Here is a 24332-nt window from a genome sequence, read left to right as displayed (position 1 = left end):
GCGTGCGGGCGCGGTGCGGCCCGCTCAGAGCAGCCAGGTCACCGCGGCCGCGGGATCGGCATCCGGCTCGTAGCGGCAGACGGCGCCGGTGCTGACGTGTTCGTACAGGTGGCGGGCGAGTTCGGGCTGGACCTCGGCGAGCTTGGCCAGCGCGCCCACGATGGCCTTGCGCACGGCGACGCGGGCCCGCTCCGCGGTCGATCCGCTCTCGCGGGCGCGGCCGCCGAGGCCGGTGACCGAGCGCAGGTGGGCCTCGATCGCCGCGCGTTCGGCCGGTCCCGCGGTCGCGAGCCGCCGCCGGTACGCCGCGAGGGCCCGGGCGTCCGCGGCCGGGCCGGTGCCGGGCTGGTGCACCGTCTGCGCGCCGACGAGGTCGACGGCGGCGATGCCGGTGCCGGGCCGCGCGAGCAGCCGGTGCAGGTACTCCAGCCCGCGCATCCCGGGCACCGTCACCGGTGCGGCGTCCGGCCCGACGCTCCACAGCCCGCCCGCCGCCGGCCGGAACCGCATCGCGTGGCCGGACCGGGCGGCGACGCCCTCGAGCCGGTCACGCCACCAGACGGCGCCGATGCGGCGGTAGGTCGCCAGGGCCTGCGCCCGTTGCCGGGCCGCGGCGGCGTCGTGGCCGAGCAGCGCGTTGCCGCGGGACAGCGTGTCGTCGGTGACGCCGTGGAACATCACCGCACCGGCGTTGATGACGGCGCGTCCCTCATAGGGCGTGAGCAGCTCCACCGCGGCCGCCACCACCTCGGTGACGTGCCCCGCGACGGCCGCTTCGAGCACGCACTGGACGGTCAGCAGCCAGTCGGCGTCGGCCGGCCGGCGGGCGAGGGCGTCGCCGCCGAACTGCCCGGCGACGGCGGCCGCCCGGTCGGCCCGGCCGGCGGCGGTCCACAGCAGCCCCGCCTCGGCGAGGACCGCCGGCTCGCCGTGGACCAGCGCGAACTCCTCGTAGGCGGCGGCCTCGGCCGCGCAGGTGGCCCGGTCGCCACCGATCATCGCCGGGTAGGCGACCATGACGTGGCGCAGACCGTCCAGGTCGGCCACGAAGGTCCGGCCGGCCGCCTCCTCCGCGATCTCGCGCAGGTAGGACGCGGTGCCGGTACGGCCGAACAGCAGGTCGACGGCGAGGCGGCGGGTGGCGGCGAAGAACCGCGCGGGCGCGTCCTGCGCGCCGAGCTCCTCCAGGGCCCGCAGGTTGCGGTGGATTCCGGGCAGGTCGAGCAGCTCCCAGGCGACGGTCAGCCCCCACAGGTACGCCTGCCGCCTGGCCTTCGGCTCCCGCAGGTGCGCGGCGACGTCGTCGAGCTCCTCGGCCCAGCGGTGGCGGCGTTCCAGGTCGTCCGGGCCCCAGTGGGCGGTGAGGGTGGCGTCCAGGCAGTCGGCGAGCAGCACCGGGTCGCCGAGGCCGTGCGCGAGTTCCAGCGCGGTGGCGGCGAACGGCGCGGCCCGGCCGGGCCGGCCGGCGTAGGCCCAGGACCGGGCCAGCGCGGCGGCCAGCACGGCCCGGTCCCCGGCCGCGGTGGCCAGCTGGAAGACGTCGTGCAGGCGGGCCGGGATCAGGCCGGGCACCGCGTCGAACCGCTGCGTCCGGGCGAGCTCGAGCACGGCCCGCACGGCCGCCGGCAGGTCGCCGGCGGCCAGGGCCGCGTCGGTCGTCTCGGCGAACCGCCGCACGTCGTCGCTCACCGGCGCAGCAGCTCCACCTCGGCGGCGTGGCGGCGGACGGTGGCCTCGTCCCAGTCGCCGGTGCAGGAGATGGCCAGCTCGGTGATCCGGCCGCCGGTGACGTCGGCCCTGATCATCTCGCGGCAGTACCACCGGCGCCCTCATCGTCCGACCAGCGTTCGACGAACTGGAGCACCCAGCCGCGGCCGGTCGGGTCGAGCCGCTCCACGGTGACCGTGCCCGGCCACGGGTGGCTGTCGGTGCGCAGCGCCATCACGGCCTTGGCCCGGCCGGCCTGGACCCGCCACTGCGGGACCGACAGGTCGGCGAACACGTCGTCGGCGAACAGGTCACCCGGGTCCTCGCCGGTCTCCAGCCAGCGTACGAACCGCGCCGCCGTCTCCGGGCCGCTCACGTCGCCGCCTCCGCCATGTTCGCGCCGATCACGTCCTGGACGACGGCCAGGTCGGCGGTGGGGCTGAACTCGATGACGCTGGTCCCGGCGGTGATCAGGGGCAGATGGCCGGGCGGCGCGAAGTAGGCGTCGCCCTCGCCGTAGGTCTCCTCCCGATCCGGCCAGCGGAAGGTGATCTGACCGCCGGTCACGACGCCCCAGTGCGGGCAGGTGCAGCGGTCGCCGGGGAGCCCCGCGAAGTACGGGGCGGGGTCGACGTCCCGCGGGAATCGTTCGAACGCGACGGTGTAGCCGTCGAGCTCCGCGTAGCGGCCCTCGATCAGCTCGTGGTCGATCGCGATCGGGGTGGTCATCGCGCGTGCGCCGGGCATCGCGGTCCTCCTTCTGCCGTTGATGCTGTCACCCCGGAAGGCGTGACGTGCGCCGTCACACCTCGTGACGCGGCCCGGCACCCCCGGCCACCGTGAGTTTGCGCACCCGGCGCGGGCTGGAGGGGTGGATCGCAACCCTGGGTTGGCAGGATTCAGGGCGTGGCGATGCAGGCGGTGCTCTTCGACATGGACGGGACCCTCGTGGACAGCGAGAAGGTCTGGGAGGTCGGGCTCAGTGAGCTCGCCGCCCACCACGGGCGGCCGCTGTCGGCGCGGGCGCGGCGGGAGATGGTCGGGACCAACATGAGCGACTCGATGCGCATCCTGCATCTCGACCTCGGGCTGCCGGTCACCCGGGCGGCCATGGACGAGTCGGTGGTCTGGCTCGAGGAGCGGGTCAAGGAGCTGTTCCGCGGGGGCGTGTCGTGGCGGCCCGGGGCCAGGGAGCTGCTGACGGCCCTGAAAGCGGCGGGTGTACCGCTGGCACTCGTGACCGCCACCCACCGTCACCTGGTCGACGTGGCGCTGCTGACCATCGGCGCCGACAACTTCGACGCGGTCGTGGCCGGGGACGAGGTCGACCAGACCAAGCCGCACCCGATGCCGTACCTCACCGCCGCGGCCATGGTCGGGGCCGAGGCGCGCAACTGTGTGGCGGTCGAGGACTCACCCAACGGCATCACGAGCGCTCGGGCGGCCGGTTGCGCCGTCCTGGCCGTACCATGTGAAGTCGCTCTTGATCCTGAAGGCGTGACCCTCGTCGGCTCGCTGCTCGACGTCGACGTGGACTACCTGCGCAAGCTGCTCCCGTGAAGACCAAGCCGATGCGGCGGAACACGACGGTTCGGCTCGGCTGGTTGCCCCGGGCCGATCAGTTCACGACCGCAAGGTGACCCGGGCCCGACATCCGGGCGTCGTGGGTCGCGATCCGGTCGCGGACGGTGCTGAGGCGGTCCGCGAGGTCGGGGCGGGTGGCGCGCAGGACGGCGAGGTCCGATCGGGCCTGCAGCAGCTGCGACCACAGCACTGCGCGTCCCTGTTCCAGCAGCTCCACGGCCGGGCCGATGCGGGCCGTCCGGATCGAGCCGGCGGCCGCCGGCCCAACGAGGCCGCGCCAGTCGCGCAACTGCCGCTCGCGGCTCGGGCGTGACGTCCCGTGCCACGCTAGTACGGGCAGCAGCCGGACGGCGGCGGAGAACGCGTCGGTCGCGCTTACCCATTGGCCCTGCTGCGCGGCCAGGACACCGAGCTCTCGGCCGGCGGCGACGCGGACGTTCGGCGGTGCCGCCGTGAGGTCGGCCGCGGCCCGAAAGGCGGCCGCGGCCTGCTCGGCGTCGGCGGGCGCCGTCATGCGGTCGTATCGTTCTTTGAGCGCCATGGCGAGGTTGTAATGCAGCGTTGCCCGGACCGGGTGGTCGGTCGGGCACAGCCGCAGCGTGGTGCGTCCGGTGTCGATCGCGTCGTCGAGATCCGCCTCGGCGCCGAACCGCTCGAAGCGGTCGGCCAGCGCGATCGCGAGATTCGAGAGGAACCGCATCCGCTGCGGATGGTCGTCGGCCACGGCGCGGGCCGCGGCCCGCGCCGTGGTGATCGCCGCGTCGATGTCCGAGGTCTCGCCCCGAAGCTCGAAGCGGGCCCGCAGGGCCGTGCTGAGGTTCGACTGCACCTGCGGCCGCAGTGGGTGGCCGCCCGGGGCCGACTCGACGGCGCCGCGGTTCAGCGTGACGGCCGCATCGAGGTCATCGCGGCTCCCGAACGACTCCCACCGGAGCAGGTGCATGGCGCCGAGGTCGGCCAGTCGTCCCGGCCGGTCGGGATGATCGAGGGGGGTCTCGTCGACCGCCGTGCGGGTTATCTCCACGGCGGTGTCGAGGTCGGCTTGCTCGCCCGTAAGCTCGAACCGCGACTCCAGCACGACTCCGAGGTTGCACAGACAGCGCGCATGATCGGGATCGTCCGGCGGGGTGCCGTCGAGTGCGCTGCGGCAGTTCGCGACGGCGGCGTCGAGGTCCGCCGGTCGTCCCGTGCGCTCGTAGCGGTGTAGCCGCGCGGTGGCCAGGTCCGAGTAGCACCGTGACCGGACGGGGTGGTCGTCCGGCGCGACGTCCAGGGCCGTCTCGTATTCGGCGATGGCGGCGTCGAGGTCCGCGAGGTCGCCGATCCGGTCGTAACGGGCCTGGAGGGCACTGCAGTACTGGACCGCGACCGTGAGCCGGCGGCGCGTCTCGGCCGGCGTCGAGGCCAGCACGGTCCGCAGATGCCGGACGGCCGCGGTCAGGTCGCTCGGGGCTCCGCCGTGCTCGAACCGGACCCGCAGCGCGTCGCCGAGCTCGCTGAGCAGCTGGATCCGCTCGGCGGGCGCCACGGTCCCGGCGTCCAGGCCGCTCGAGCCGAGTGCGATGGCGGTCTCGAGGTCCGGTCGGTCCCGCGTGCGGTCGAAGCGCAACCGCAGGGCGGCGATCGCCACCAGCGTGCGGGTCGCCCGCCGGGGATGATCGATCGGCGTGCGGCGCACCGCCTCGCCGCCGAGCTGGACCGCCATGTCCAGGTCGGCGAGGTCGCCGGCGCTGATGTACCGGCTCTGGAGGGTGTCGCTGAGGTTGGACCGGGCCGCGCAGTTCACGTCGGGGCGGTCAGCGGTGGCCACGACGGCGGCCGCGCCGGCCCGGATCGTCCGGTCGAGGTCGGGCCCGGCGCCGGTGTGCTCGTACCGCCGCCACAGCAGGCCGCTCAAGTTGACCAAACACTGGCCACGGTTCGGGTCGTCGCCGGCCGTGTCGGCGGCCCGTTCGTAGGCCTCCGCCGCCGCGTCGAGATCCGCCAGGTCGTTCGTGCGCTCGAACCGGGCTAGCAGCGCATCGCCGATGTGGGCCACGAAGCCGGAGCGCTCATGGCCGGTGCCGCGCGGGTCGGCCGCCGCGCGGCGCGCCACCTCCAGTGCCCGGTCGCGGACGGCCGCGTCAGACGACTCGCGGACGGAGCGCAGGAAGTCCGACACCTGGTCGGCGAGCGCCCGCGGTTCCCGCCGCAGCCGGCCGAAGATCCGTCGCCGAGGCCGTGCGGCATCCATGCTTGCTCACGGTACTCGTGCGGCCACCCTCACCCAAGGCATCACAGACCGTCAGGTGGTGCGGTCTCATCCCGCGCGAACCACGGCGCCCACGGCCGCAGAGGCCGTGGGCGCCGAGCTGCGATACACCTCAGTCGTGCGCGATCGCCTGCAGGACGTTGACCCGGGCCGCGCGGATCGACGGCAGGACCGCGGCGATGACACCCGCGACGGCGGCCACCAGCAGGTAGAAGCCCATCGTCGACCACGGCAGCGCCAGCTCCGTGATGCCGTCGTCCTTGAGCGCCCGCACCACCGCCGCGCCGAGGCCGACCCCGACCGCGACGCCGAGCAGGCCGCCGAAGACCGAGATGACGACCGCCTCCACGGTGACCATCCGCATGGTCTGGCCGCGGCGCATGCCGATCGCCCGCAGCAGGCCCAGTTCCCGGGTCCGCTCCAGCACCGACAGGGCCAGGGTGTTGAGGATGCCGAGGATCGCGATGAAGACGGCCAGGTACAGCAGCATCTTGATCATCGTCAGGATCTGGTCGAACTGGGCCGACTGGGCCGCGACGTACTCGGCCCGGTTGGCCACCGACACCTCCGGGTTGTCCTTCAGCAGGGTGTTGACCTGCTGCTGGACGCCGTTCACCGGGGTGCCCGCGGCCACCTTGAGGTAGCCCCAGGCCGGCTGCTGGACGCGGAAGTCGGGGATCATGTCGGGTGAGACGATGATGCCGCCGGCCACGTTGCTCTTGCCGTAGATGCCGACGACCGTCACGTGGTGCACGTCGCCGCGGGTGAAGCGCATGTCGATGCTCTGCCCGAGCGCGAGCCCGTGCTCCTTGGCCGTGTCCGGGTCGACGATCGCCTGGTTGTCGCCGGTGAACCGGAGCACGCCCTGCTGCGCCTGCAGCTTGAACATCGCCGCCCACGCCGCCGCGTCCGGCACCGCCGACACGCTGTGACGTTCCGAGCCCACTTGGCCGTACTCCCAGTACTCCGACGCCGCACTGGCGACCCCGGGCAGCTTGGCCGCCGCGGCCATCACGGCCGGGTCGAAGGTCGCCGGCCCGTTCTGGTCGCCGTCGCCGGAGATGATCAGGTCGACGGTGACGTCCTTCTCGGCCTGCTGGCTCAGGCTCGACTTGGCCGAGGAGATGATGACGCTGACCCCGATGACCAGGGCCACGCCGACCATGAGGGCGGCCGCCGTGATCGCCGTGCGGCGCGGGTTGCGGCCCGAGTTGAGCCGGCCCAGCTTGCCCGGGATCGACCACGAGAACAGCCGGCCGAGCAGGCCCACGATCGGCCGGGACAGCAGGGGGGTGAGCAGGGCGACGCCGATGAACGTCACCAGGACCCCGCCGAGGATCAGCCACAGCGTCGTGTTGCCGCTGCCCGCGCCGGACAGGCCCAGGCCGAGCAGGGTGCCACCGGCCGCGCCGACGAGCGCGCCGCTGACCGTGAGCTTCGTCAGCGGCCGGTCGGGGGTGGCCACCTCCTGCAGCGCCGCGATCGGCGCGATCCGGCTGGCCCGCAGTGCCGGCATGACCGCCGCGACGACCGTCACGACCATGCCGACGACGAACGAGCTGATGATGGCCGTGGCCGGGACGCCGATCGACGACACGCCGACGCCGGTGAGGCTGCCGAACAGCCACGCCAGCACGACGCCGACGCCGATGCCGGCGAGGAGGCCGAACACGGAGCCGAGCAGGCCGATGATGACCGCCTCGGTGAGCACCGAGCCGAGCGTCTGGCCGCGGCTGCCGCCGAGGGCCCGCATCAGGGCCAGCTCCCGGGTCCGCTGCGCGACGATGATCGAGAACGTGTTGAGGATCAGGAACGTGCCGACGAACAGCGCCACCCCGGCGAAGCCGAGCAGGATGTTGTTGAAGAAGCCGAGGCCGGCCTGGAAGTCCTTGGACGTGGCGTCCTGCAGCTGCTTGCCGGTCTTGACCTCGTAGCCGGCGCCGAGGGCGGCCGCGACGCTGTCCCGCAGCTGCTCGGCGGTGACGCCGGGTCCGGCGCGCACGTCGATGCTGCTGTACACGTCCTGCTGGCCGAGCATCAGCTCCTGCGCGACGGGCGTCGTGAACATGACCTCGAGCGCGCCGCCGAGCGAGTCCCGGTCGCCGCTGTACCCGAACACGCCCACGAGCTTGAACGTCTTCTTCGGCTGCAGGGTGAGCACGCCCACGTCGTCGCCGACCTTGATCCCGGCCGCGTCGGCCAGGGCCTTGTTCACGACGATCTCGTTGTCGGCGCTCGGTGCCCGGCCCTCGCGCAGCTTGAGCAGGTCCGTCTCCCCGGTCCAGTTCTCGCCGAGGCGCGGCGGGCCGAACGTGGTGACGACCTTGCCGTTGGAGCCGATGACCCGGGCGCCGTCGGTGGACGCCTGCGGGGTCACGGTGGCCGCGCCGGACACGGCCTTGACCTTGCCGACCTCGGCCGCCGGGATCGTCGCGGCCTGGGTGTCGGGGCCGTCGAAGTCGGCCTGGGCCAGGTCCGGCTTCTTGGTGACCTGCACGTCGATGCCGGAGTAGACGGAGGCGAAGAGGCTGTCGAACGAGCGCTGCAGCGTGTCGGTGAGCACGAACGCCCCCGACACGAACATGACGCCCAGCACGACCGCGAGCCCGGACAGCGTCAGCCGCAGCTTGCGCGACAGCAGGCTCTTGAGCGTGGCCTTCAGCATGGTGTTCAGGCCACCTTGTCCAGGCGCTTCAGCCGGTCCAGGACGGCGTCGGCGGTCGGGGCGTGGAGCTCGTCGACGATGTGGCCGTCGGCGAGGAACACGACACGGTCGGCGTAGGAGGCGGCGACCGGGTCGTGGGTGACCATGACGATCGTCTGGCCGAAGTCGCGGACCGAGTTGCGCAGGAACGACAGGACCTCGGCGCCGGAGCGCGAGTCGAGGTTGCCGGTGGGCTCGTCGGCGAAGATGACCTCGGGCCGCGAGACGAGGGCCCGGGCGCAGGCGACGCGCTGCTGCTGGCCGCCGGAGAGCTGGCTGGGCCGGTGCTTGAGCCGGTCGCGCAGGCCGACGGTGTCGATGACGGTGTCGTACCAGGCCGGGTCCGGCTTGCGGCCGCCGATGGACAGCGGCAGCAGGATGTTCTCCTCCGCGGTCAGCGTCGGCAGCAGGTTGAACTGCTGGAAGATGAACCCGACCTTGTTGCGGCGCAGGTTCGTCAGCCCCCGGTCCGACAGGTCGGTGATCTTCGTGTCGCCGACGTACACCTGCCCGCGGGTCACGGCGTCGAGGCCGGCGAGGCAGTGCATGAGCGTCGACTTGCCGGAGCCGGACGGGCCCATGATGGCCGTGAAGCGGCCCTTCTCCAGCTCCACCGACACCCCCGCGAGCGCGTTGACCTGCGCCTCGCCGGAGCCGTAGACCTTCCAGACGTCGACCGCCTTCGCGGCCGTCTCGGTGCGCGTCGCAACCGATGCAGTCATGATTCCCCCTGGTGAATGTTGTGCGCTCATCGTCTCGGCGAAAGCGCGGGGAATCGTCCGCCCGCAGGTACCACCGGCCACGGATATTCGAGTGGGGGAGCAGCCCGGAGCCCGGATCAGGGATGACCCCGACCCGGGCTCGCACAGCTTTCTCAGACACGCATCGCGAACAGCGCCTACTCGTAGGCGATCGCACCCAGGACGTTCAGGCGCACGGCCCGGATCGACGGGATGAGGCCCGCGACCGCGCCGACGACGATGGCGAGGAAGAAGTACAGGACCATCAGCCCCCACGGCAGGGTGACCGCGCCGAACCCGACGACGCTCTTCAGCGCCGTCACGATCGCCGCGCCCAGGCCCGCGCCGACCGCGAGGCCCAGCACCGTGCCGAACACCGTGATGACGATCGACTCCGTGGTCACCATCTGCCAGGTCTGGCCGCGCCGCAGGCCCACGGCCCGCAGCATGCCCAGCTCCCGGGTCCGTTCGATGACCGAGAGCAGCAGCGTGTTGATGACGCCCAGGATCGAGATGAACAGGGCGATCAGCAGCAGCAGCTGGACGATGATCAGGACCGAGTCGAGGCCCTGCTGGTTGCTGCTGATGTACTCGTCCTTGGTGTACGCCTGGACCTTCGGGTTGTCCTTCAGGACGTTGTTGACGGCATCCTTGACCCCCGTCGCCGAGGCGCCGTCCTTCACCGCGATGTAGGCCTGCAACACCTGCGGGAACGCGAAGCCCGCCCTGGCGTCGGGGTAGTCGACCACGATCCCGCCGCTGAAGGTGTTCGACGTGGAGATGCCGACCAGCTTCAGCGTCTTCTGTTGCCCCTTGGCGAACGTCACGTCGATCGTGTCGCCGAGCTTGAGCTTGCGGTCGTCGGCGGTCTTGCGGTCGGTGATGAACTCGCCCGAGTCGAGCCGGTCGATGCGGCCCTCCTCCGCCTTGATCTTGAGCACGGTCGCGACCGCGGCCGGGTCCGGATACGCGGCGACGTACTCCGTCTTGCCGTTGAGCTGCACCGCGTCGGCGCTGACGGCGGCGACGGTCTGCGCCTGCGCCAGGCCCTGCAGCCCCTTGAGCTGGTCGTCGGTGATGACGGCCGGGGAGTCGGGGGACGTCGACTGGCCGAGCACGATGACGTCGGCGGCGAGCTGCTTGTCGAGGGTGTCGCCGAGCGCCGTGGACAGCGAGGTGAAGATCGTGCTGATCGCCGTCACGATCGCGATGCCGGTCATGACCGCGCCGGCCGTGATCGCCGTGCGGCGCGGGTTGCGCGAGGAGTTGCGCCGCCCGAGCTTGCCCGGCACCGACCAGGACAGGGCCGCGCCGAGCGCGGCGACCAGCGGCTTGGAGATGATCGGGGTCAGCAGCGCGACGCCGATGATGACGCCGAGGACCCCGCCGAAGACCAGCAGCAGCGTGGCGCTCCCGGCCCCGGCCAGGCCCCAGATGAGGGCCGCGACCGACAGCGCGGTGATGATCGCGCCGGAGATCGTGAGCTTCGTCAGCGGCCGGTCGGGCGTGGCCGACTCCCGCATCGCCGCGATCGGGGCGACCCGCGCCGCCTTCAGCGCCGGCATCAGGGCCGCGACGACCGTGACGCCGATGCCGATCACGAACGACGCGATGATCGCCGAGGGCGGGAAGCCGAGGCTCGCGACCTGGGCCCCGTCGGCCAGGCTGACGAACCCGCGGGCCCCCAGCGCGCCGAGCCCGAGCCCGACCAGGAACCCGAACGCCGAGCCGACCACGCCGATCAGGACGGCTTCGAGCAGGACCGACCGCAGGATCTGGCCCCGGGCCGCCCCCATGGCCCGCAGCAGGGCCAGCTCCTGCGTGCGCTGGGCGACGATGATCGAGAACGTGTTGAGGATCAGGAACACGCCCACGAGCAGCGCCACGGCGCCGAAGCCGAGCAGGAAGTAGTTGACGTACTTGAGGATGTCCTTGATGCCCTGGCTGGACTCCTCGGAGAGCTCCTTGCCGGTCTTGACCTCGAACTGGGCGCCCAGCCCGGCCTTGACGGTGTCGCGCAGCTGCTCGTCGGTGACCCCGGAAGCGGCCTTCACATCAATGGAGTTGTACTCCCCGGGCGCGCTCAGCATCGCCGACTGCGCCTTGGCCGTGGTGAAGAAGACCGCGCTCTCCCCGGCCATCGAGTCCCGCCCGCCGGCGTACTGCATCAGCCCCACGACCGTGTAGGAGGCGCGCTCCTGGTCCCGGGTGATGACGTCGAGCGTCTCGCCGATCTTGACGTTGGCCGTCGTGGCCAGGCCGTTGTTGATGACGATCTCGTTGTCGGCCTGCGGGCCCCGGCCCTGGAACAGGTGGACGAGCTGGTCTTCGCCGTTCCAGTTGCCGCCGAACTGCTGGCCGGTCTGGTTGAGGACGACCTTGCCGTTCTTGCCGATCGGCGTCGCGCCGTTGAGGAACACCCCGCCGGTGGCCTCGGCCACCCCGGGCAGGGCCTTGACCTTCTCGACCGCCGAGGCCGGGAACGGGGTGCTGCCGTCGTTGCCGCCGCCCTGCTGCTCGACGGCGGGCTTGGCCATCACCTGCACGTCGGTGTAGGTGTAGATGTTGGCGAACAGGTTGTCGAAGGTGCGCCCGAGCGTGTCGGTGAGCACGAGCGAGCCGGACACGAACATGACCGACAGGACGACCGCGAGGGTCGACAGCGTCAGCCGCAGCTTGCGCGCCAGCAGGCTCTTCAGAGTGGCCTTGAACATGGCGGTCAGGCCACCTCGTCCGCGAGCCGGACGTTGGCCGCGGTGTCGAGGCCCTTGAGCTTGTCCAGCACCGCCTCGGCCGTCGGCTCCCGCAGTTCGTCGACGATCCGGCCGTCGGCGAGGAAGATGACCCGGTCGGCGTAGGAGGCCGCGTTCGGGTCGTGGGTCACCATGACGATCGTCTGGCCGAACTCCCGCACCGAGTTGCGCAGGAACGACAGCACCTCGGCCCCGGAGCGCGAGTCGAGGTTGCCCGTCGGCTCGTCGGCGAAGATGACCTCGGGCCGCGACACCAGGGCCCGGGCGCAGGCGACGCGCTGCTGCTGGCCGCCGGAGAGCTGGCTGGGCCGGTGCCCGAGCCGGTCGCCGAGCCCGACCGTCTTGATGACGGTGTCGAACCACGCCGAGTCCGGCTTGCGCCCCGCGATCGACAGCGGCAGCAGGATGTTCTCCTCGGCCGTCAGGGTCGGCAGCAGGTTGAACTGCTGGAAGATGAACCCGACCTTGGTCCGGCGCAGGTCGGTCAGGGCCTTGTCCGACATCCCGGTGAGCCGGGTGTCACCGACGAAGATGTCCCCGCGGGTGACGGAGTCCAGGCCCGCGAGCGTGTGCATCAGCGTCGACTTGCCGGACCCGGACGGCCCCATGATCGCGGTGAAGTGCCCCCGCTCGAGCTCGACGCTCACCCCGTGCAACGCGATGACCTGAGCCTCGCCGCTGCCGTACACCTTCCACACGTCGGCCGCACGGGCGGCGATGCCGCCTCCAGCCGTGACGTTCGTGGTCACGCTCGTCCCCCATCGTGGTGTGGTCCTTGTTTCGTCCACCTCACGCTAGAGCCGCGCCACACCCGCAGAGTCGTCCCCGAGAACGACCTCAGGACCCGGGTCGGACCAGTCCCGTCTCGTACGCGAGGACGACGGCCTGCACGCGATCGCGGAGACCGAGCTTCGTCAGCACGTGCCCGACGTGGGTCTTGACCGTCGTCTCGCTCACGGACAGTGCCCGGGCGATCTCCGCATTGGACAATCCCCGCGCCAGTTGTACCAGCACTTCCCGCTCGCGATCGGTGAGGACACGCAGGTCACGCGGCGGTTCCGCGGACGGGTCCGGCAGCGCGTCGGCGAACTTGTCCAGCAGCCGCTTGAGGATCCGCGGCGCGACCACGGCCTCGCCGGCGGCCACGGTCCGGATGGCGATGACCAGGTCGTCGGCGGGCACGTCTTTGGCGAGGAACCCGCTGGCCCCGGCCCGCAGCGCCCCGACGACGTACTCGTCCAGGTCGAACGTGGTCAGGATGAGCACCCGGACGGGCAGCTTGGCGTCGACGATGGCCCGGGTCGCGGCGACCCCGTCCATCCGCGGCATCCGGATGTCCATGAGCACCACGTCGGGCAGCAGGCGCCGGGCCAGCTCGACCGCCTCGACCCCGTCACCGGCCTCGGCCACGATGTCCAGGTCGGGCTCGCCCCCGAGGACCATCCGGAACCCGGTCCGCAGCAGGGGCTGGTCGTCGGCGAGCAGCAGCCGGATCGGTCGCGCCTGGGTCAATTCGCCAACTGCCTCTCTGCGGGCAACTCGATCGGAATACGTGCATGGACACGATATCCGCCCCCGGGCCGCGGCCCGGTGCGCAGGGTCCCGCCGTACAACATCACACGCTCCCGCATGCCGAGCAATCCGTGCCCGACCGCGGCGGTCCCGAGCTGCGGCCCCCGCCCGGTATCACAAATCTCAACCGTGACATCGGACGGCGTGAACGTGAGCCGCACTTCGACGGTAGCCGCCCCCGCGTGCTTGAGCGCATTCGTGAGCGCTTCCTGAACAATGCGATACAACGTGAGCGAAACTCCCGGGTCGACAATCCCCGGCTCCCCGTCGACGTGCAACGAGGCCGGCAGCCCGGCCTCCCGAATCTGCTCGACGAGTCCTTCGATCCCACCGAGCCCCGGCTGTGGCGCGAGTTCCCCGGCGGGCTCGGTCGCCGTCCGCAACACACTGAGCAGCCGCCGCATCTCCCGGAGCGCCGTCCGCCCGGTCTCCTCGATGGTGGCGAGGGCCTCGTCCGCGGCCGCCGGGTCCCGCCCGAGCATCCGCCGCGACCCGGTGGCCAGGACCCCCATGACACTGACGTGGTGGGCGACAACGTCATGCAGCTCCCGGGCGATCCGCCGCCGCTCCTCGGCGACAGCCTTCTCGGTGAGCGCCATCTGCGTGTTCTCAGCCGTCCGGGCCCGATCCTCAAGCGCCGCGATATAGGCCCGCCGCGTGGCCACGGTCCGCCCCACGGTGAAACAGACAAGCGCACTCATGAGATTGAACAACACAAAGATTTTGTTGTCCGGGTAGAACGCAGTCCCCCCGGTCCGCCCGAACAACACGGCGAACACAACCCCGGGCGCCCACATGATGAACGCCGCAAGCACAGCCGGCCGAATGGGAAGATAAGCGGCCGCGGTGTAGGTGACAACGATGACGGCGATCCCACCGTTGACCAGATTCCAGCCAACAAAGAACGGAATCAGAATATGGAAGGAGGTCCAGACAACAGCCACCCAGAGCGCCCGCCGCCGGATCGCGACGGCCCCGAGCCCAAGCGCGTCATAGACGAACTGCGCCCCAAGGTCGGACACCCCGAACGCCCGCTGAGCGATGGTCTCGAAGAAGGCCCCAACCGCAAGCCACCCCAACGCCAGCACAACATCCTGGCCAAACGGGTCCCCCCGCCGCCCGAAGAACCGCCGAACCGCACCCACACCACGACGGTATAGCCCCCAACGCCCCCCAAGTTCATCGCCGCGCGCGACACCCCCTCATCCTCAAGGAGGACCAAGATCCCGCCAAGGATGACCCCAACTCCTCCCCAAACCCCCCGCCACCCGACGCCCAAGCCACGCCGACCCACCACCCGGCACTGAGACCCACGTCACCAATCGAGTCCCTCCACCGCAAAACCACGAGCCAACATCTCCAGGAGCCCACCGAAGCGTGTTCTCTCCACCGCGCACCCATAGCCAACACATCTCCTGGAGGCCACCGAAGGCTGTTCTCTCCACCGCGCACCCATAGCCAACATCTCCTGGAGGCCACCGAAGGCTGTTCTCTCCACCGCGCACCCATAGCCAACATCTCCTGGAGCCCACCAAGGCGCTCTCCACCGCGCACCCATAAACAGGGTCTCCCGGCGAGAAGGATGGCCGAAGGCCAAAGGAAAAGGACACACTCCCCGGCCCCGCCCTCCCCCCCACCCCCCAACGAAGATCGTGAGCTCAGTCCCGCTCAACCTCCACAGCGTCACCCGCCGACCGCGAGACCGGAAACGCCGGCGGCGTCCCCCCATACGCGGGACACAACGCCTGATGCGAACACCAGGCACACAACCGCGACGGCTTGGCCCGAAAGTCCCGCGAAGCCGTCGCCGCCTCGATCGCCTCCCACAGCGCCAGCAACGTCCGCTCAAACCGCACCAAATCATCCGCATCCGGCGCGAAATCACAGACCTCCTGATCCCGCAGGTACATCAACCGGAGCACCCGCGGCACCACCCCCCGGGTCCGCCACAGCACCAGCGCGTAGAACTTGAGCTGGAACATGGCCCGGGCCTCGAACGCCTCCCGCGGCGCCCCGCCCGTCTTGTAGTCCACGACGCGGATGTCCCCGGCCGGCGACACGTCCAGCCGGTCGATGATCCCGCGGATCACGAGCCGCTCGTCGACGGTCGCCTCGACGTAGGCCTCCCGGTCCGCGGGCTCCAGGCGGTTCGGGTCTTCGAGCGTGAAGTACCCCCGGAGCAGCTCTTGCGCCTCGACCAGAAACTGATCGAGGGTCAGGGCCGTCCCCGTGAAGATCGACGCGAGCTCGGGCTCCTCCTCGACCAGCCGGGCCCACTGCGCCCCGGTCAGCGACGCCGCCTGCTCGACGGTGCGGGCACCGGCGGGGGAGTCGAAGAGGACCTCGAGGACCGCGTGGACCAGGGTGCCGCGGGCCTGGTCGGGGGTCGGGCGCTCGGGCAGGCGGTCGATGCTGCGGAAACGGTAAAGCAGCGGGCAGGTCTTGAAGTCGGCGGCGCGCGACGGCGACAGGGTGGGCAGCGCGGCCCGGAGGGGGGCCAGGTCGTCAGAGGTAACGGGCACCGTCATGCCCCAGAGGTTAAACGGGGGGTACGACAAAAACTGGATTCGCCCTGCTTTACCCGTAGCATCGGGGGCAATGGACGAACACCGCACGGCATCCGCGCCGGCGTCGCCGGCGGCCCGGCCGGAGCCCTCGGAGCGCGGCTCGGGCATCAGGCTGGGCCGGATCGCCGGCGTACCGATCTACCTGGCCCCCTCGTGGCTGCTGCTCGCGGCGCTGATCACGATCACGTATGGGCAGTACCTCTCCAGCCGCTCCGAAGCTCTGACCCTCACCACCGGGCTCGCCGTCGGGTTCGGGTTCGTCGTGTGCCTGTTGATCTCGGTACTGCTCCACGAGCTCGGACACGCGGTCACGAGCCGGCACAGCGGGATCGGTGTGCGCGGGATCACCCTGGAGATGCTCGGCGGCTACACCGAGATGGACAAGGAGGCGCCGCGGCCCGGGGTCGAGCTCTACGTCTCCCTCGCCGGCCCGGCCGTCTCCCTGGTCATCGGGCTGCTCGCGGCCGGGGCCGCCGCGATCCTGCCGCGGGGCGGGCTCGCCGAGACGTTCGCGTTCCAGCTGGCGCTGTCCAATATCGTCGTCGCCGTCTTCAACGCCCTGCCGGGGCTGCCCCTGGACGGCGGGCGGGCGCTGCAGGCCCTGGTCTGGAAGATGACCGGCGACGCCAACACGGGCCGGATCGTGGCCGGGTGGGTCGGGCGGCTGCTGGCCCTGGCCACCGCCGGGGTGGCGATCCTGCTGCTGTGGTCGCCGCTGGTCCACGGATACTTCGGCATCCTGTTCACTCTGCTGGTGGCCCTGACCATGTGGGTCGGGGCCGGGCAGGCCATCCGGCACGCGAAGGCCGTCGGGCAGCTGCCCCCGTTCAGCGCCCGCGAGCTGGCCCGGCCCGTCGTCGCCGTCACCGCGCACACGCCCCTGTCCGAGGCGGACCGGATCGCCTCCCTCGGCGGCGATGAGCGCCGGCCCGTGGTCGCGGTCGTCGACGGCGGCGGGAGCCTGGTCGGGTTCCTGCACGGCGCGTCGGCGCGGGCCGTGCCGGCCGAGCGGCGGCCCTGGGTACCGGTCGGCGACGTCACCCGGCGCATCGACAAGGATCACGTGCTTACCGGCGACCTGCGGGGCGCCGAGCTGCTGCAGGCCATCCGGGACGACCCGGGCGGCGACTACCTGGTGGTCACCGGGGAGGATGTGCACGGCGTCCTGCGCGGCGCCGAGCTCGTCTCCCTCGTGGCCCCGTCCCGGCGGCCGCGGACCCAGACCGCCCGGAGGAACAGCACGTGACCGTGGAAGCCCCTACTCTGCCCCAGTCCGCCGTCCGGAGGGGACCGTTCACCCAGGGCGACCGGGTGCAGCTCACCGACCCCAAGGGCCGGATGCACACCATCGTGCTGGAGCCGGGCAAGGAGTTCCACACCCACCGCGGGCGGCTCCAGCACGACGAGCTGATCGGCGCCCCCGACGGCAGCGTGGTCAGCATCGGCGGCACCGGCTACCTGGCACTGCGCCCGCTGCTGTCGGACTACGTGCTGTCGATGCCCCGCGGCGCGCAGGTGATCTACCCGAAGGACGCCGCCCAGATCGTGGCGATGGGCGACATCTTCCCCGGCGCCCACGTCCTCGAGGCCGGGGCCGGCTCCGGCGCGCTGACCTGCTCACTCCTGCGGGCGGTGGGGCCCGAGGGGTCGGTGACGTCCTACGAGATGCGGGAGGACTTCGCGGCCATCGCCCGGCGCAACGTCGAGGCCTTCCTCGGACCGCAGCCCGGGTGGACCTTGCGGGTCGGTGACGTGGCCGGCTGCGAAGATGCCGGGTTTGATCGGATAATCCTAGACATGCTCACCCCCTGGGAGATCCTGCCGCTCGTGTCGCGGGCCCTGATCCCCGGCGGGGTGTTCATCGGCTACGTGGCGACAACACCCCAATTGTCGGAGTTGGTGGAGGCGCTGCGCGAGGACGGTGGCTACACCGAGCCCCGCGCGTGGGAGAGTCTGGTGCGGGACTGGCACGCGGAGGGCCTGGCCGTGCGGCCCGACCACCGCATGATCGCGCACACGGCGTTCCTGGTCAGCGCGCGGAAGCTGGCCCCGGGCGTCACCGCGCCGCCGCGCCGGCGCAAGCCGAGCAAGGGGGCCGAGGCGTACGCGGCCCGGCGGCTGGCGGCCGCCGCGGCCGCTAGGGCAGACGAGGAGGCCGAAGGGCATGAGCCGACCGAGCTTCAGTGACCTACCCGCGGTCTTTCCCGACTGGTCGCCGTATCCGGACCTCGAGTCGGCGGCCCGGGCATACCTGCGCGATCCGGACATCGCGCTCGACGCCATGGCCGGCGTCCTGCGCGGACAGAGCGTGCTCGGCTTCACCCTCGAACGGTTCGTCAACGACGTCAACGGGGTGTGGCAGGAGGTCGTCGTCTGCGACGGCAACCGGCTCATCCTGTGGCACGGCGAGGACATCCCGCCGGAGGAGGCCCCGCCGGGCTCGATGACGTCGTCGCTGCGGGTCGTGGCCCTGTCGGCGGTCACCGAGGTCGGCTGCCGGCGCCGGATCAGCCGAAACCCCAACGGCACCCACCGGGTCGACAGCGTGGACGTGTATCTGCTGCTCACGTCGCTGGACGAGGCGAATGTGGCGGCCGAGGAGGCCGGTTCGGTCATCCGGCACGACGCGCTGCGCTTCGGCAAGACCCTCGACGACGGCGGCGCGGGCCAGATCGCCCGCCTGGAGGAGTTCGCCCGCCTGGTGAGTTCCCTGGTCGGGAAGCCGATGCTATAGCCGGTCGGCTGAGTGAATCCGCCTGAATAGGCACAATGCGAAATTCATGACTCGGGTCCGCGGTGCTTGCGACCGTCGCTCCCGCCAGACAACGGTCGGCCCCGGGGGGCCTCCCTGCCAGGTCCGTATCGAATGCGGTCCGAACAGAGCCGCGCAGAGCGCGGCCGAAGACCGTACCGCGCTGAGCGCGGTACCAAATCCGGCTCTCAGTCTTCCGCGTTCGGCCCGGCGACGGGAGCGTCGTCGGACTTGCGGTGCACGTGGATGCAGTCGCCGGGGCACTCCTTCGCCGCGTCGATCACCTCGAGCCGCAGGTGGGAGGGCACGCCGACGCGAGAACCGGGCGCCAGTCGCAGCTCGCCGTCCGGCCCCTTGACGTACGCCAGGCCGTCGACGTCGAACTCGAAGACCTCCGGCGCGTACTGCACGCACAGCCCGTCGCCGGTGCACAGGTCCTGGTCGACCCACACGTCCAGGCTGTCCTGAGAAGTCTCCACACTCACGTATCCGACGCTACCCGACCCACCCGAAACCACGCACGGGGCCGTGACACACGCCGCACCGGGGGCCCGAAGGGTAACGGAAAGGGCCGTTCCAGCGGCTCGGATTTGTAAACACCCTGTGGCGCACGTGTTCGAGGGGGCCCGAACCGCCAAACAGCAGTTAGTGTTAGACCACAACGTTCAAAGCCCCCGGGGAGGTGGGACGTGGCACGCAGCGACGACGCGGAGACGCGCGCCGCACGATGGGAGAAGGACGCCCACGATCTCTCCACGCAGGTCGCGTTTCTTCAAGAGGAACTCGCCCTGGTGCGGCGCAAGCTGACGGAGACTCCGCGACACGTGCGACAGCTCGAGGAGCGGCTCGCGGCAGCACAGGCGCAGATTGCCCGGCTGACCGAAAACAACGAGCGGCTCGTGGCCACCCTCAAGGAGGCCCGAGCCCAGATCGTGACGCTGAAGGAGGAGGTCGACCGCCTGGCACAGCCGCCGAGCGGCTACGGCGTCTTCCTCGCCCGCCATGACGACGGCACTGTCGACGTCTTCACCGGCGGGCGCAAGCTGCGCGTGGCAGTATCCCCGGCCATCGAGACCGAGGATCTGCAGCGAGGCCAGGAGGTCCTGCTCAACGACGCCCTGAACATCGTCGACGCGCTCGGGTTCGAGCGGGCCGGCGAGGTCGTCATGTTGAAGGAGGTCCTCGAAGGTGGTGACCGCGCCCTCGTCGTCTCGCACGCGGACGAGGAGCGGATCGTCTACCTGGCGCAGTCGCTCGCCGACCAGCCGATCCGGGCCGGCGACTCGCTCATGATCGAGCCGCGCTCGGCCTACGCGTATGAGCGCATCCCGAAGAGTGAGGTCGAGGAGCTGGTCCTGGAGGAGGTGCCCGACGTCGACTACCACGACATCGGTGGCCTCTCGTCGCAGATCGAGCAGATCCGCGACGCCGTGGAGCTGCCGTTCCTGCACGCCGAGCTGTTCCGTGAGCACAAGCTGCGCCCGCCGAAGGGCGTGCTGCTCTACGGGCCGCCCGGCTGCGGCAAGACCCTCATCGCGAAGGCGGTGGCCAACTCGCTGGCGAAGAAGATCGCCGAGCGGCGCGGCGAGGAGCGGCAGACCAGCTACTTCCTCAACATCAAGGGTCCTGAGCTGCTCAACAAGTATGTCGGCGAGACCGAGCGGCACATCCGGCTGATCTTCCAGCGGGCGCGCGAGAAGGCCGGCGAGGGCACACCCGTCATCGTGTTCTTCGACGAGATGGACTCCGTGTTCCGCACCCGCGGCTCCGGTGTCTCCTCCGACGTGGAGAACACGATCGTCCCCCAGCTCCTCAGCGAGATCGACGGCGTCGAGGGCCTGGAGAACGTCATCGTCATCGGCGCATCCAACCGGGAAGACATGATCGACCCGGCCATCCTGCGCCCCGGCCGGCTCGACGTGAAGATCAAGATCGAGCGACCGGACGCCGAGGCGGCCAAGGACATCTTCTCGAAGTACATCCTCACCGACGTCCCCCTGCACAAGGACGACGTCACCGAGCACGGCGACTCGAAGGACGCGACCGTCGCGGCCATGATCGACGCGGTCGTCCTGCGGATGTATTCCGAGACCGAGGAGAACCGCTTCCTCGAGGTGACCTACGCCAACGGCGACAAGGAGGTCCTGTACTTCAAGGACTTCAACTCCGGCGCGATGATCCAGAACATCGTCGACCGGGCCAAGAAGATGGCGATCAAGGACTTCCTCGCCAGCGGCCAGAAGGGCGTGCGCCTCCAGCACCTCCTGGACTCGTGTGTCGACGAGTTCCGGGAGAACGAGGACCTGCCCAACACCACCAACCCCGACGACTGGGCCCGCATCTCCGGCAAGAAGGGCGAGCGGATCGTCTACATCCGCACGCTCGTCTCCGGTGGCAAGGGCGCCGAGGCCGGCCGTTCCATCGAGACGGCCACCAACACCGGCCAATACCTGTAAATCATGGTTCAGCGATGAGCGGGCGGTGACCGATGGGTCACCGCCCGCTTAAGCTTGCAGGCAAACTGGCCCACGTGAGTGGGCCGGGTCGCCGACGATACGACTAGGGTTGTCTCATGAGTGTGCGGCGCGTGATGGGCACCGAGGTCGAGTACGGCGTGTCCGTGCCCGGCCAGCCGGGTGCCAACCCCATGGTCACGTCCTCCCAGGTGGTCAATGCCTACGGGGCACGGCCCGAGCTGTCCAAGAACGGCCGGGCCCGCTGGGACTACGAGGAGGAGTCGCCGCTGCGCGACGCCCGCGGATTCACCTATTCGGGTGCCCTCTACGACCCCGCCGAGGCACTGGCCGACGAGGACCTCGGCCTGGCCAACGTGATACTGACCAACGGGGCCCGGCTCTACGTCGACCACGCCCACCCCGAATACTCCACGCCCGAGGTGACCAACCCCCGGGACATCGTGCTGTGGGAAAAGGCCGGCGAGCGGGTCATGGCCGAGGCCGCCCGGCGGGCCGCCTCCATCCCGGGCACGCTGCCGATCCACCTCTACAAGAACAACACCGACAACAAGGGCGCCAGCTACGGCACGCATGAGAACTACCTCATGCGCCGCCAGACGCCGTTCGCCGACATCGTCATGCACCTCACCCCGTTCTTCGTCACCCGCCAGATCGTCTGCGGCGCGGGCCGGGTCGGCATCGGCCAGGACGGCTCCGGCCCCGGCTTCCAGATCTCCCAGCGGGCCGACTTCTTCGAGGTCGAGGTCGGGCTGGAGACGACGCTCAAGCGGCCGATCATCAACACCCGCGACGAGCCCCACGCCGACGCCGACAAGTACCGCCGCCTCCACGTGATCATCGGCGACGCCAACCTGTCGGAGATCTCGACGTACCTCAAGGTCGGCACCACCTCCCTCATCCTCGCCATGATCGAGGAGAAGGCGCTCCCGTCCGACCTGGGCATCGCCGACCCCGTCACCGAGCTCAAGAACGTCAGCCACGACCCGTCGCTCAAGCACCTCATCCGCATGCGCGACGGCCGCCGCCTCACCGCCCTCGACATCCAGTGGGCGTTCTACGAGCGGGCCCGCGCCTTCGTCGAAGGCCGCGAGGGCGACGACGCCGACGAGATCACCCTCGACGTCCTCGACCGCTGGGAGGACGCGCTCGACAAGCTCGGCCGCGACCCGATGCTCTGCGCCGGCGAGCTCGACTGGGTGGCCAAGCTGCGGCTCCTCGAGGGCTACCGCGAGCGGGAGAACCTCGGCTGGTCCTCGCACAAGCTGCAGCTCGTCGACCTGCAATACTCCGACGTCCGCCCCGACAAGGGCCTCTACCAGCGGCTCGTCGCCCGCGGCTCGATGGCGACGCTGTTCACCGAGGAAGAGGTCCAGCGGGCGATCGTCGAACCGCCGGACGACACCCGGGCCTACTTCCGCGGCCGCTGCCTCGCCAAGTACCCGGCCGAGGTGGTGGCGGCGAGCTGGGACTCCGTCATCTTCGACGTGGGCCGCGAGTCCCTCGTGCGGGTCCCGATGATGGAGCCCGAGCGGGGGACCAAGAAACACGTCGGCGCCCTGTTCGACAAATGCCCGAGCGCGAAGGATCTGCTCGAAGCGATCACTTCCGGGTAAGTTCGATACAGCGGTCGGCGATCCCCGCGCAGGCGGGGATGATCCGTTCGATGCAGCGGTTCGTTTGGTGGTCCCCCCGAGGAGGATGAAGCATGGCTACGAGGGATACGGGCGGGCAGTCCCAGTCCGGGAAGTCCAAGCGCGACGAGGAAGAGGACGTCGCCGCGCCTGAGGTCAACCCGGAGACAGCCGAACGGGTCGAGCAGCTCGGTGAGGACGTCGACGACCTCCTCGACGAGATCGACTCCGTGCTCGAGGAGAACGCCGAAGAATTCGTCCGCGGATACGTGCAGAAGGGCGGCGAGTAGCCGCACCCCGCCGCCGCCCGTCCGGTCCCACCGGGCGGGCGGCGCGCGTTCGCCAGTTCGGACAGTTCGCGGGTTCGGACAGTTCGCGCGTTGGGCGGTTTGCCGGTTCGCCGGTCGGGGCGTTCGGACAGTTTGCGCGTTGGGCGGTTTGCCGGTTCGCCGGTCGACGCGTTCGGACAGTTTGCGCGTTGGGCGGTTCGCGGGTTCGCCGGTCTACGCGTTCGGGCAGTTCGCGGGTTGGCCGGTTCGCGGGTTCGGGTGGCTCCGACTGGCGGCCGAGCCGGTCGGGACGCGTTCGGACAGTTCGCGCGGCGCGTGTTCGCCCACAGCGTTGCGGCGCGCCGCGAGGGGGCCGTCCGGCGGCGTATTGTTGGGCACTACAGTCGATCACCAGCACGTCACCACAGCGACCAAGGAGGGGCTCCGTTGCCGTCGGGTCTTGACCACTCAGGGCGCCCGCCCGCCGCGTTCCACGCCGCCGGGAGCTCGTCCTTCACTGAGTTCCTGTCGAGCGTGGCGCCGGAGCTGCTCCCCGGGCGGCGGCCGCTGCCGCCGGGCATGGCGGCCGAAGGCGTCAGCGCCCACGCCACCACGATCGTCGCGATCGCCTGCGCCGACGGCGTCCTCATGGGCGGCGACCGCCGCGCGACCATGGGCAACCTCATCGCCCAGCGCGACATCGAGAAGGTCTTCGCCGCCGACGCCTACTCGCTCGTCGGCATGGCCGGCACCGCGGGCTTCGGCCTCGAGATGATCCGGCTGTTCCAGGTCGAGCTCGAGCACTACGAGAAGATCGAGAGCAGCATGCTCTCCCTCGAGGGCAAGGCCAACCGCCTCGCCAGCATGGTCCGCAACAACCTCGGCGCCGCCATGCAGGGCCTCGCCGTCGTCCCGCTCTTCGCCGGCTTCGACGTCGACGCCAAGAGCGTCGACAAGGCCGGCCGGATCTTCAGCTTCGACGTCGCCGGCGGCGTCTACGAGGAGCGCGGCTACGACTCGATCGGCTCCGGCTCCCTGTTCGCCAAGTCGTCCCTGAAGAAGCGCTACCGCCCCGGCATCACCACCGACGAGGCCGTGAAGCTGGCCATCGAGGCCCTCTACGACGCCGCCGACGACGACACCGCCACCGGCGGCCCCGACCTGCTGCGCAACATCTTCCCGGTCATCATGACCGCCACCGTCGAAGGCACCCGCCGCTACGGCGACGACGAAACCCGCGCCGTGGCCGAGCAGATCATCGCCGAGCGCTCCGAAAACCCGACGCCGTAGCCGACCCGCCCGCCCGAGACGCCCGCGCCGCGGCC

20 protein-coding genes are annotated in these 24332 nt (G+C 70.8%); 8 read left to right on the top strand and 12 right to left on the bottom strand.

Annotated features, from left to right (window positions below; genetic code table 11):
- Positions 1-24: 24 nt before the first annotated feature.
- The 3 genes from ACIA8L_RS48215 to ACIA8L_RS48205 form a co-directional block, all read right to left on the bottom strand.
- Entirely contained in the window at positions 25-1689 is a 1665-nt protein-coding gene (locus ACIA8L_RS48215; RefSeq protein ID WP_395915745.1) for a hypothetical protein, read from the bottom strand.
- A 112-nt stretch (positions 1690-1801) separates the two neighbouring features.
- Positions 1802-2083 carry a hypothetical protein gene (locus ACIA8L_RS48210; RefSeq protein WP_395915743.1) on the bottom strand — a complete coding sequence of 94 codons (282 nt, stop codon included), beginning with the start codon at positions 2081-2083 and terminating at the stop codon, positions 1802-1804.
- The gene (locus ACIA8L_RS48205; RefSeq protein ID WP_395915741.1) at positions 2080-2454 is read right to left on the bottom strand and encodes a hypothetical protein; all 375 of its coding nucleotides are present in this window, start codon (positions 2452-2454) and stop codon (positions 2080-2082) included. The genes ACIA8L_RS48210 and ACIA8L_RS48205 overlap by 4 nt, the downstream gene beginning before the upstream one ends.
- Before the next feature lie 174 nt (positions 2455-2628).
- Between ACIA8L_RS48205 and ACIA8L_RS48200 the strand changes: the two genes are divergently transcribed.
- Positions 2629-3267 (top strand): HAD family hydrolase, encoded by a 639-nt coding sequence (locus ACIA8L_RS48200; protein ID WP_395915842.1) that lies wholly within the window; start codon positions 2629-2631, stop codon positions 3265-3267.
- 58 nt (positions 3268-3325) lie between these two features.
- On the opposite strand, the gene ACIA8L_RS48195 is transcribed toward ACIA8L_RS48200, so the two are convergent.
- The 8 genes from ACIA8L_RS48195 to ACIA8L_RS48160 form a co-directional block, all read right to left on the bottom strand.
- Positions 3326-5524, bottom strand: coding sequence for a tetratricopeptide repeat protein (locus ACIA8L_RS48195; RefSeq protein WP_395915738.1), 2199 nt, complete (start codon positions 5522-5524; stop codon positions 3326-3328).
- 130 nt (positions 5525-5654) lie between these two features.
- On the bottom strand, positions 5655-8207 hold the full coding sequence (locus tag ACIA8L_RS48190; protein ID WP_395915736.1) for an ABC transporter permease: 2553 nt from the start codon (positions 8205-8207) through the stop codon (positions 5655-5657).
- Between the two features lie 5 nt (positions 8208-8212).
- Positions 8213-8968 carry an ABC transporter ATP-binding protein gene (locus ACIA8L_RS48185; protein ID WP_395915734.1) on the bottom strand — a complete coding sequence of 252 codons (756 nt, stop codon included), beginning with the start codon at positions 8966-8968 and terminating at the stop codon, positions 8213-8215.
- A 176-nt stretch (positions 8969-9144) separates the two neighbouring features.
- Complete coding sequence (locus tag ACIA8L_RS48180; RefSeq protein ID WP_395915732.1) at positions 9145-11700, bottom strand: ABC transporter permease; 2556 nt, start codon at positions 11698-11700, stop codon at positions 9145-9147.
- Positions 11701-11705: 5 nt separating this feature from the next.
- Entirely contained in the window at positions 11706-12488 is a 783-nt protein-coding gene (locus ACIA8L_RS48175; protein ID WP_395915730.1) for an ABC transporter ATP-binding protein, read from the bottom strand.
- An 88-nt stretch (positions 12489-12576) separates the two neighbouring features.
- A complete protein-coding gene (locus ACIA8L_RS48170) occupies positions 12577-13251 on the bottom strand; it encodes a response regulator (protein WP_395915728.1) in 675 nt (224 codons plus the stop codon).
- Complete coding sequence (locus tag ACIA8L_RS48165) at positions 13248-14456, bottom strand: sensor histidine kinase (RefSeq protein WP_395915726.1); 1209 nt, start codon at positions 14454-14456, stop codon at positions 13248-13250. The genes ACIA8L_RS48170 and ACIA8L_RS48165 overlap by 4 nt, the downstream gene beginning before the upstream one ends.
- A 513-nt stretch (positions 14457-14969) precedes the next feature.
- Entirely contained in the window at positions 14970-15839 is an 870-nt protein-coding gene (locus ACIA8L_RS48160) for a RecB family exonuclease (protein WP_395915724.1), read from the bottom strand.
- A 70-nt stretch (positions 15840-15909) separates the two neighbouring features.
- On the opposite strand from ACIA8L_RS48160, the gene ACIA8L_RS48155 reads away from it, so the two are divergent.
- The 3 genes from ACIA8L_RS48155 to ACIA8L_RS48145 are packed head-to-tail and all read left to right on the top strand — an operon-like array spanning position 15910 to position 18612.
- Positions 15910-17124: a site-2 protease family protein gene (locus tag ACIA8L_RS48155; protein ID WP_395915722.1), complete on the top strand. Its 1215-nt coding sequence runs from the start codon at positions 15910-15912 to the stop codon at positions 17122-17124.
- Positions 17121-18065 (top strand): tRNA (adenine-N1)-methyltransferase, encoded by a 945-nt coding sequence (locus ACIA8L_RS48150; RefSeq protein WP_395915720.1) that lies wholly within the window; start codon positions 17121-17123, stop codon positions 18063-18065. The genes ACIA8L_RS48155 and ACIA8L_RS48150 overlap by 4 nt, the downstream gene beginning before the upstream one ends.
- Positions 18043-18612 carry a hypothetical protein gene (locus ACIA8L_RS48145; protein ID WP_223094089.1) on the top strand — a complete coding sequence of 190 codons (570 nt, stop codon included), beginning with the start codon at positions 18043-18045 and terminating at the stop codon, positions 18610-18612. The genes ACIA8L_RS48150 and ACIA8L_RS48145 overlap by 23 nt, the downstream gene beginning before the upstream one ends.
- 206 nt (positions 18613-18818) lie before the next feature.
- On the opposite strand, the gene ACIA8L_RS48140 is transcribed toward ACIA8L_RS48145, so the two are convergent.
- On the bottom strand, positions 18819-19109 hold the full coding sequence (locus ACIA8L_RS48140; protein ID WP_395915840.1) for a ferredoxin: 291 nt from the start codon (positions 19107-19109) through the stop codon (positions 18819-18821).
- A 210-nt stretch (positions 19110-19319) separates the two neighbouring features.
- Here ACIA8L_RS48140 and arc point away from each other — a divergent pair, with 210 nt between their 5' ends.
- The 4 genes from arc to prcB all read left to right on the top strand — a co-directional run bounded on the left by arc (position 19320) and on the right by prcB (position 24297).
- Positions 19320-21086: a proteasome ATPase gene (gene arc, locus ACIA8L_RS48135; RefSeq protein ID WP_395915717.1), complete on the top strand. Its 1767-nt coding sequence runs from the start codon at positions 19320-19322 to the stop codon at positions 21084-21086.
- Positions 21087-21202: 116 nt separating this feature from the next.
- Positions 21203-22720 (top strand): depupylase/deamidase Dop, encoded by a 1518-nt coding sequence (dop, locus tag ACIA8L_RS48130; RefSeq protein WP_395915714.1) that lies wholly within the window; start codon positions 21203-21205, stop codon positions 22718-22720.
- A gap of 92 nt (positions 22721-22812) precedes the next feature.
- Positions 22813-23028, top strand: a complete 216-nt coding sequence (locus ACIA8L_RS48125; RefSeq protein ID WP_395915710.1) for a ubiquitin-like protein Pup — start codon at positions 22813-22815, stop codon at positions 23026-23028.
- A gap of 426 nt (positions 23029-23454) precedes the next feature.
- A complete protein-coding gene (gene prcB, locus ACIA8L_RS48120) occupies positions 23455-24297 on the top strand; it encodes a proteasome subunit beta (RefSeq protein WP_395915708.1) in 843 nt (280 codons plus the stop codon).
- The last annotated feature ends 35 nt before the right edge of the window (positions 24298-24332 follow it).

The sequence above is a fragment of the Dactylosporangium sp. NPDC051541 genome (assembly GCF_044454505.1).
In the GTDB taxonomy this organism is placed as follows: Bacteria; Actinomycetota; Actinomycetes; order Mycobacteriales; family Micromonosporaceae; genus Dactylosporangium.
Note: the sequence above shows the minus strand (reverse complement) of the source record. Positions and strands in the feature narration are given on the sequence as shown.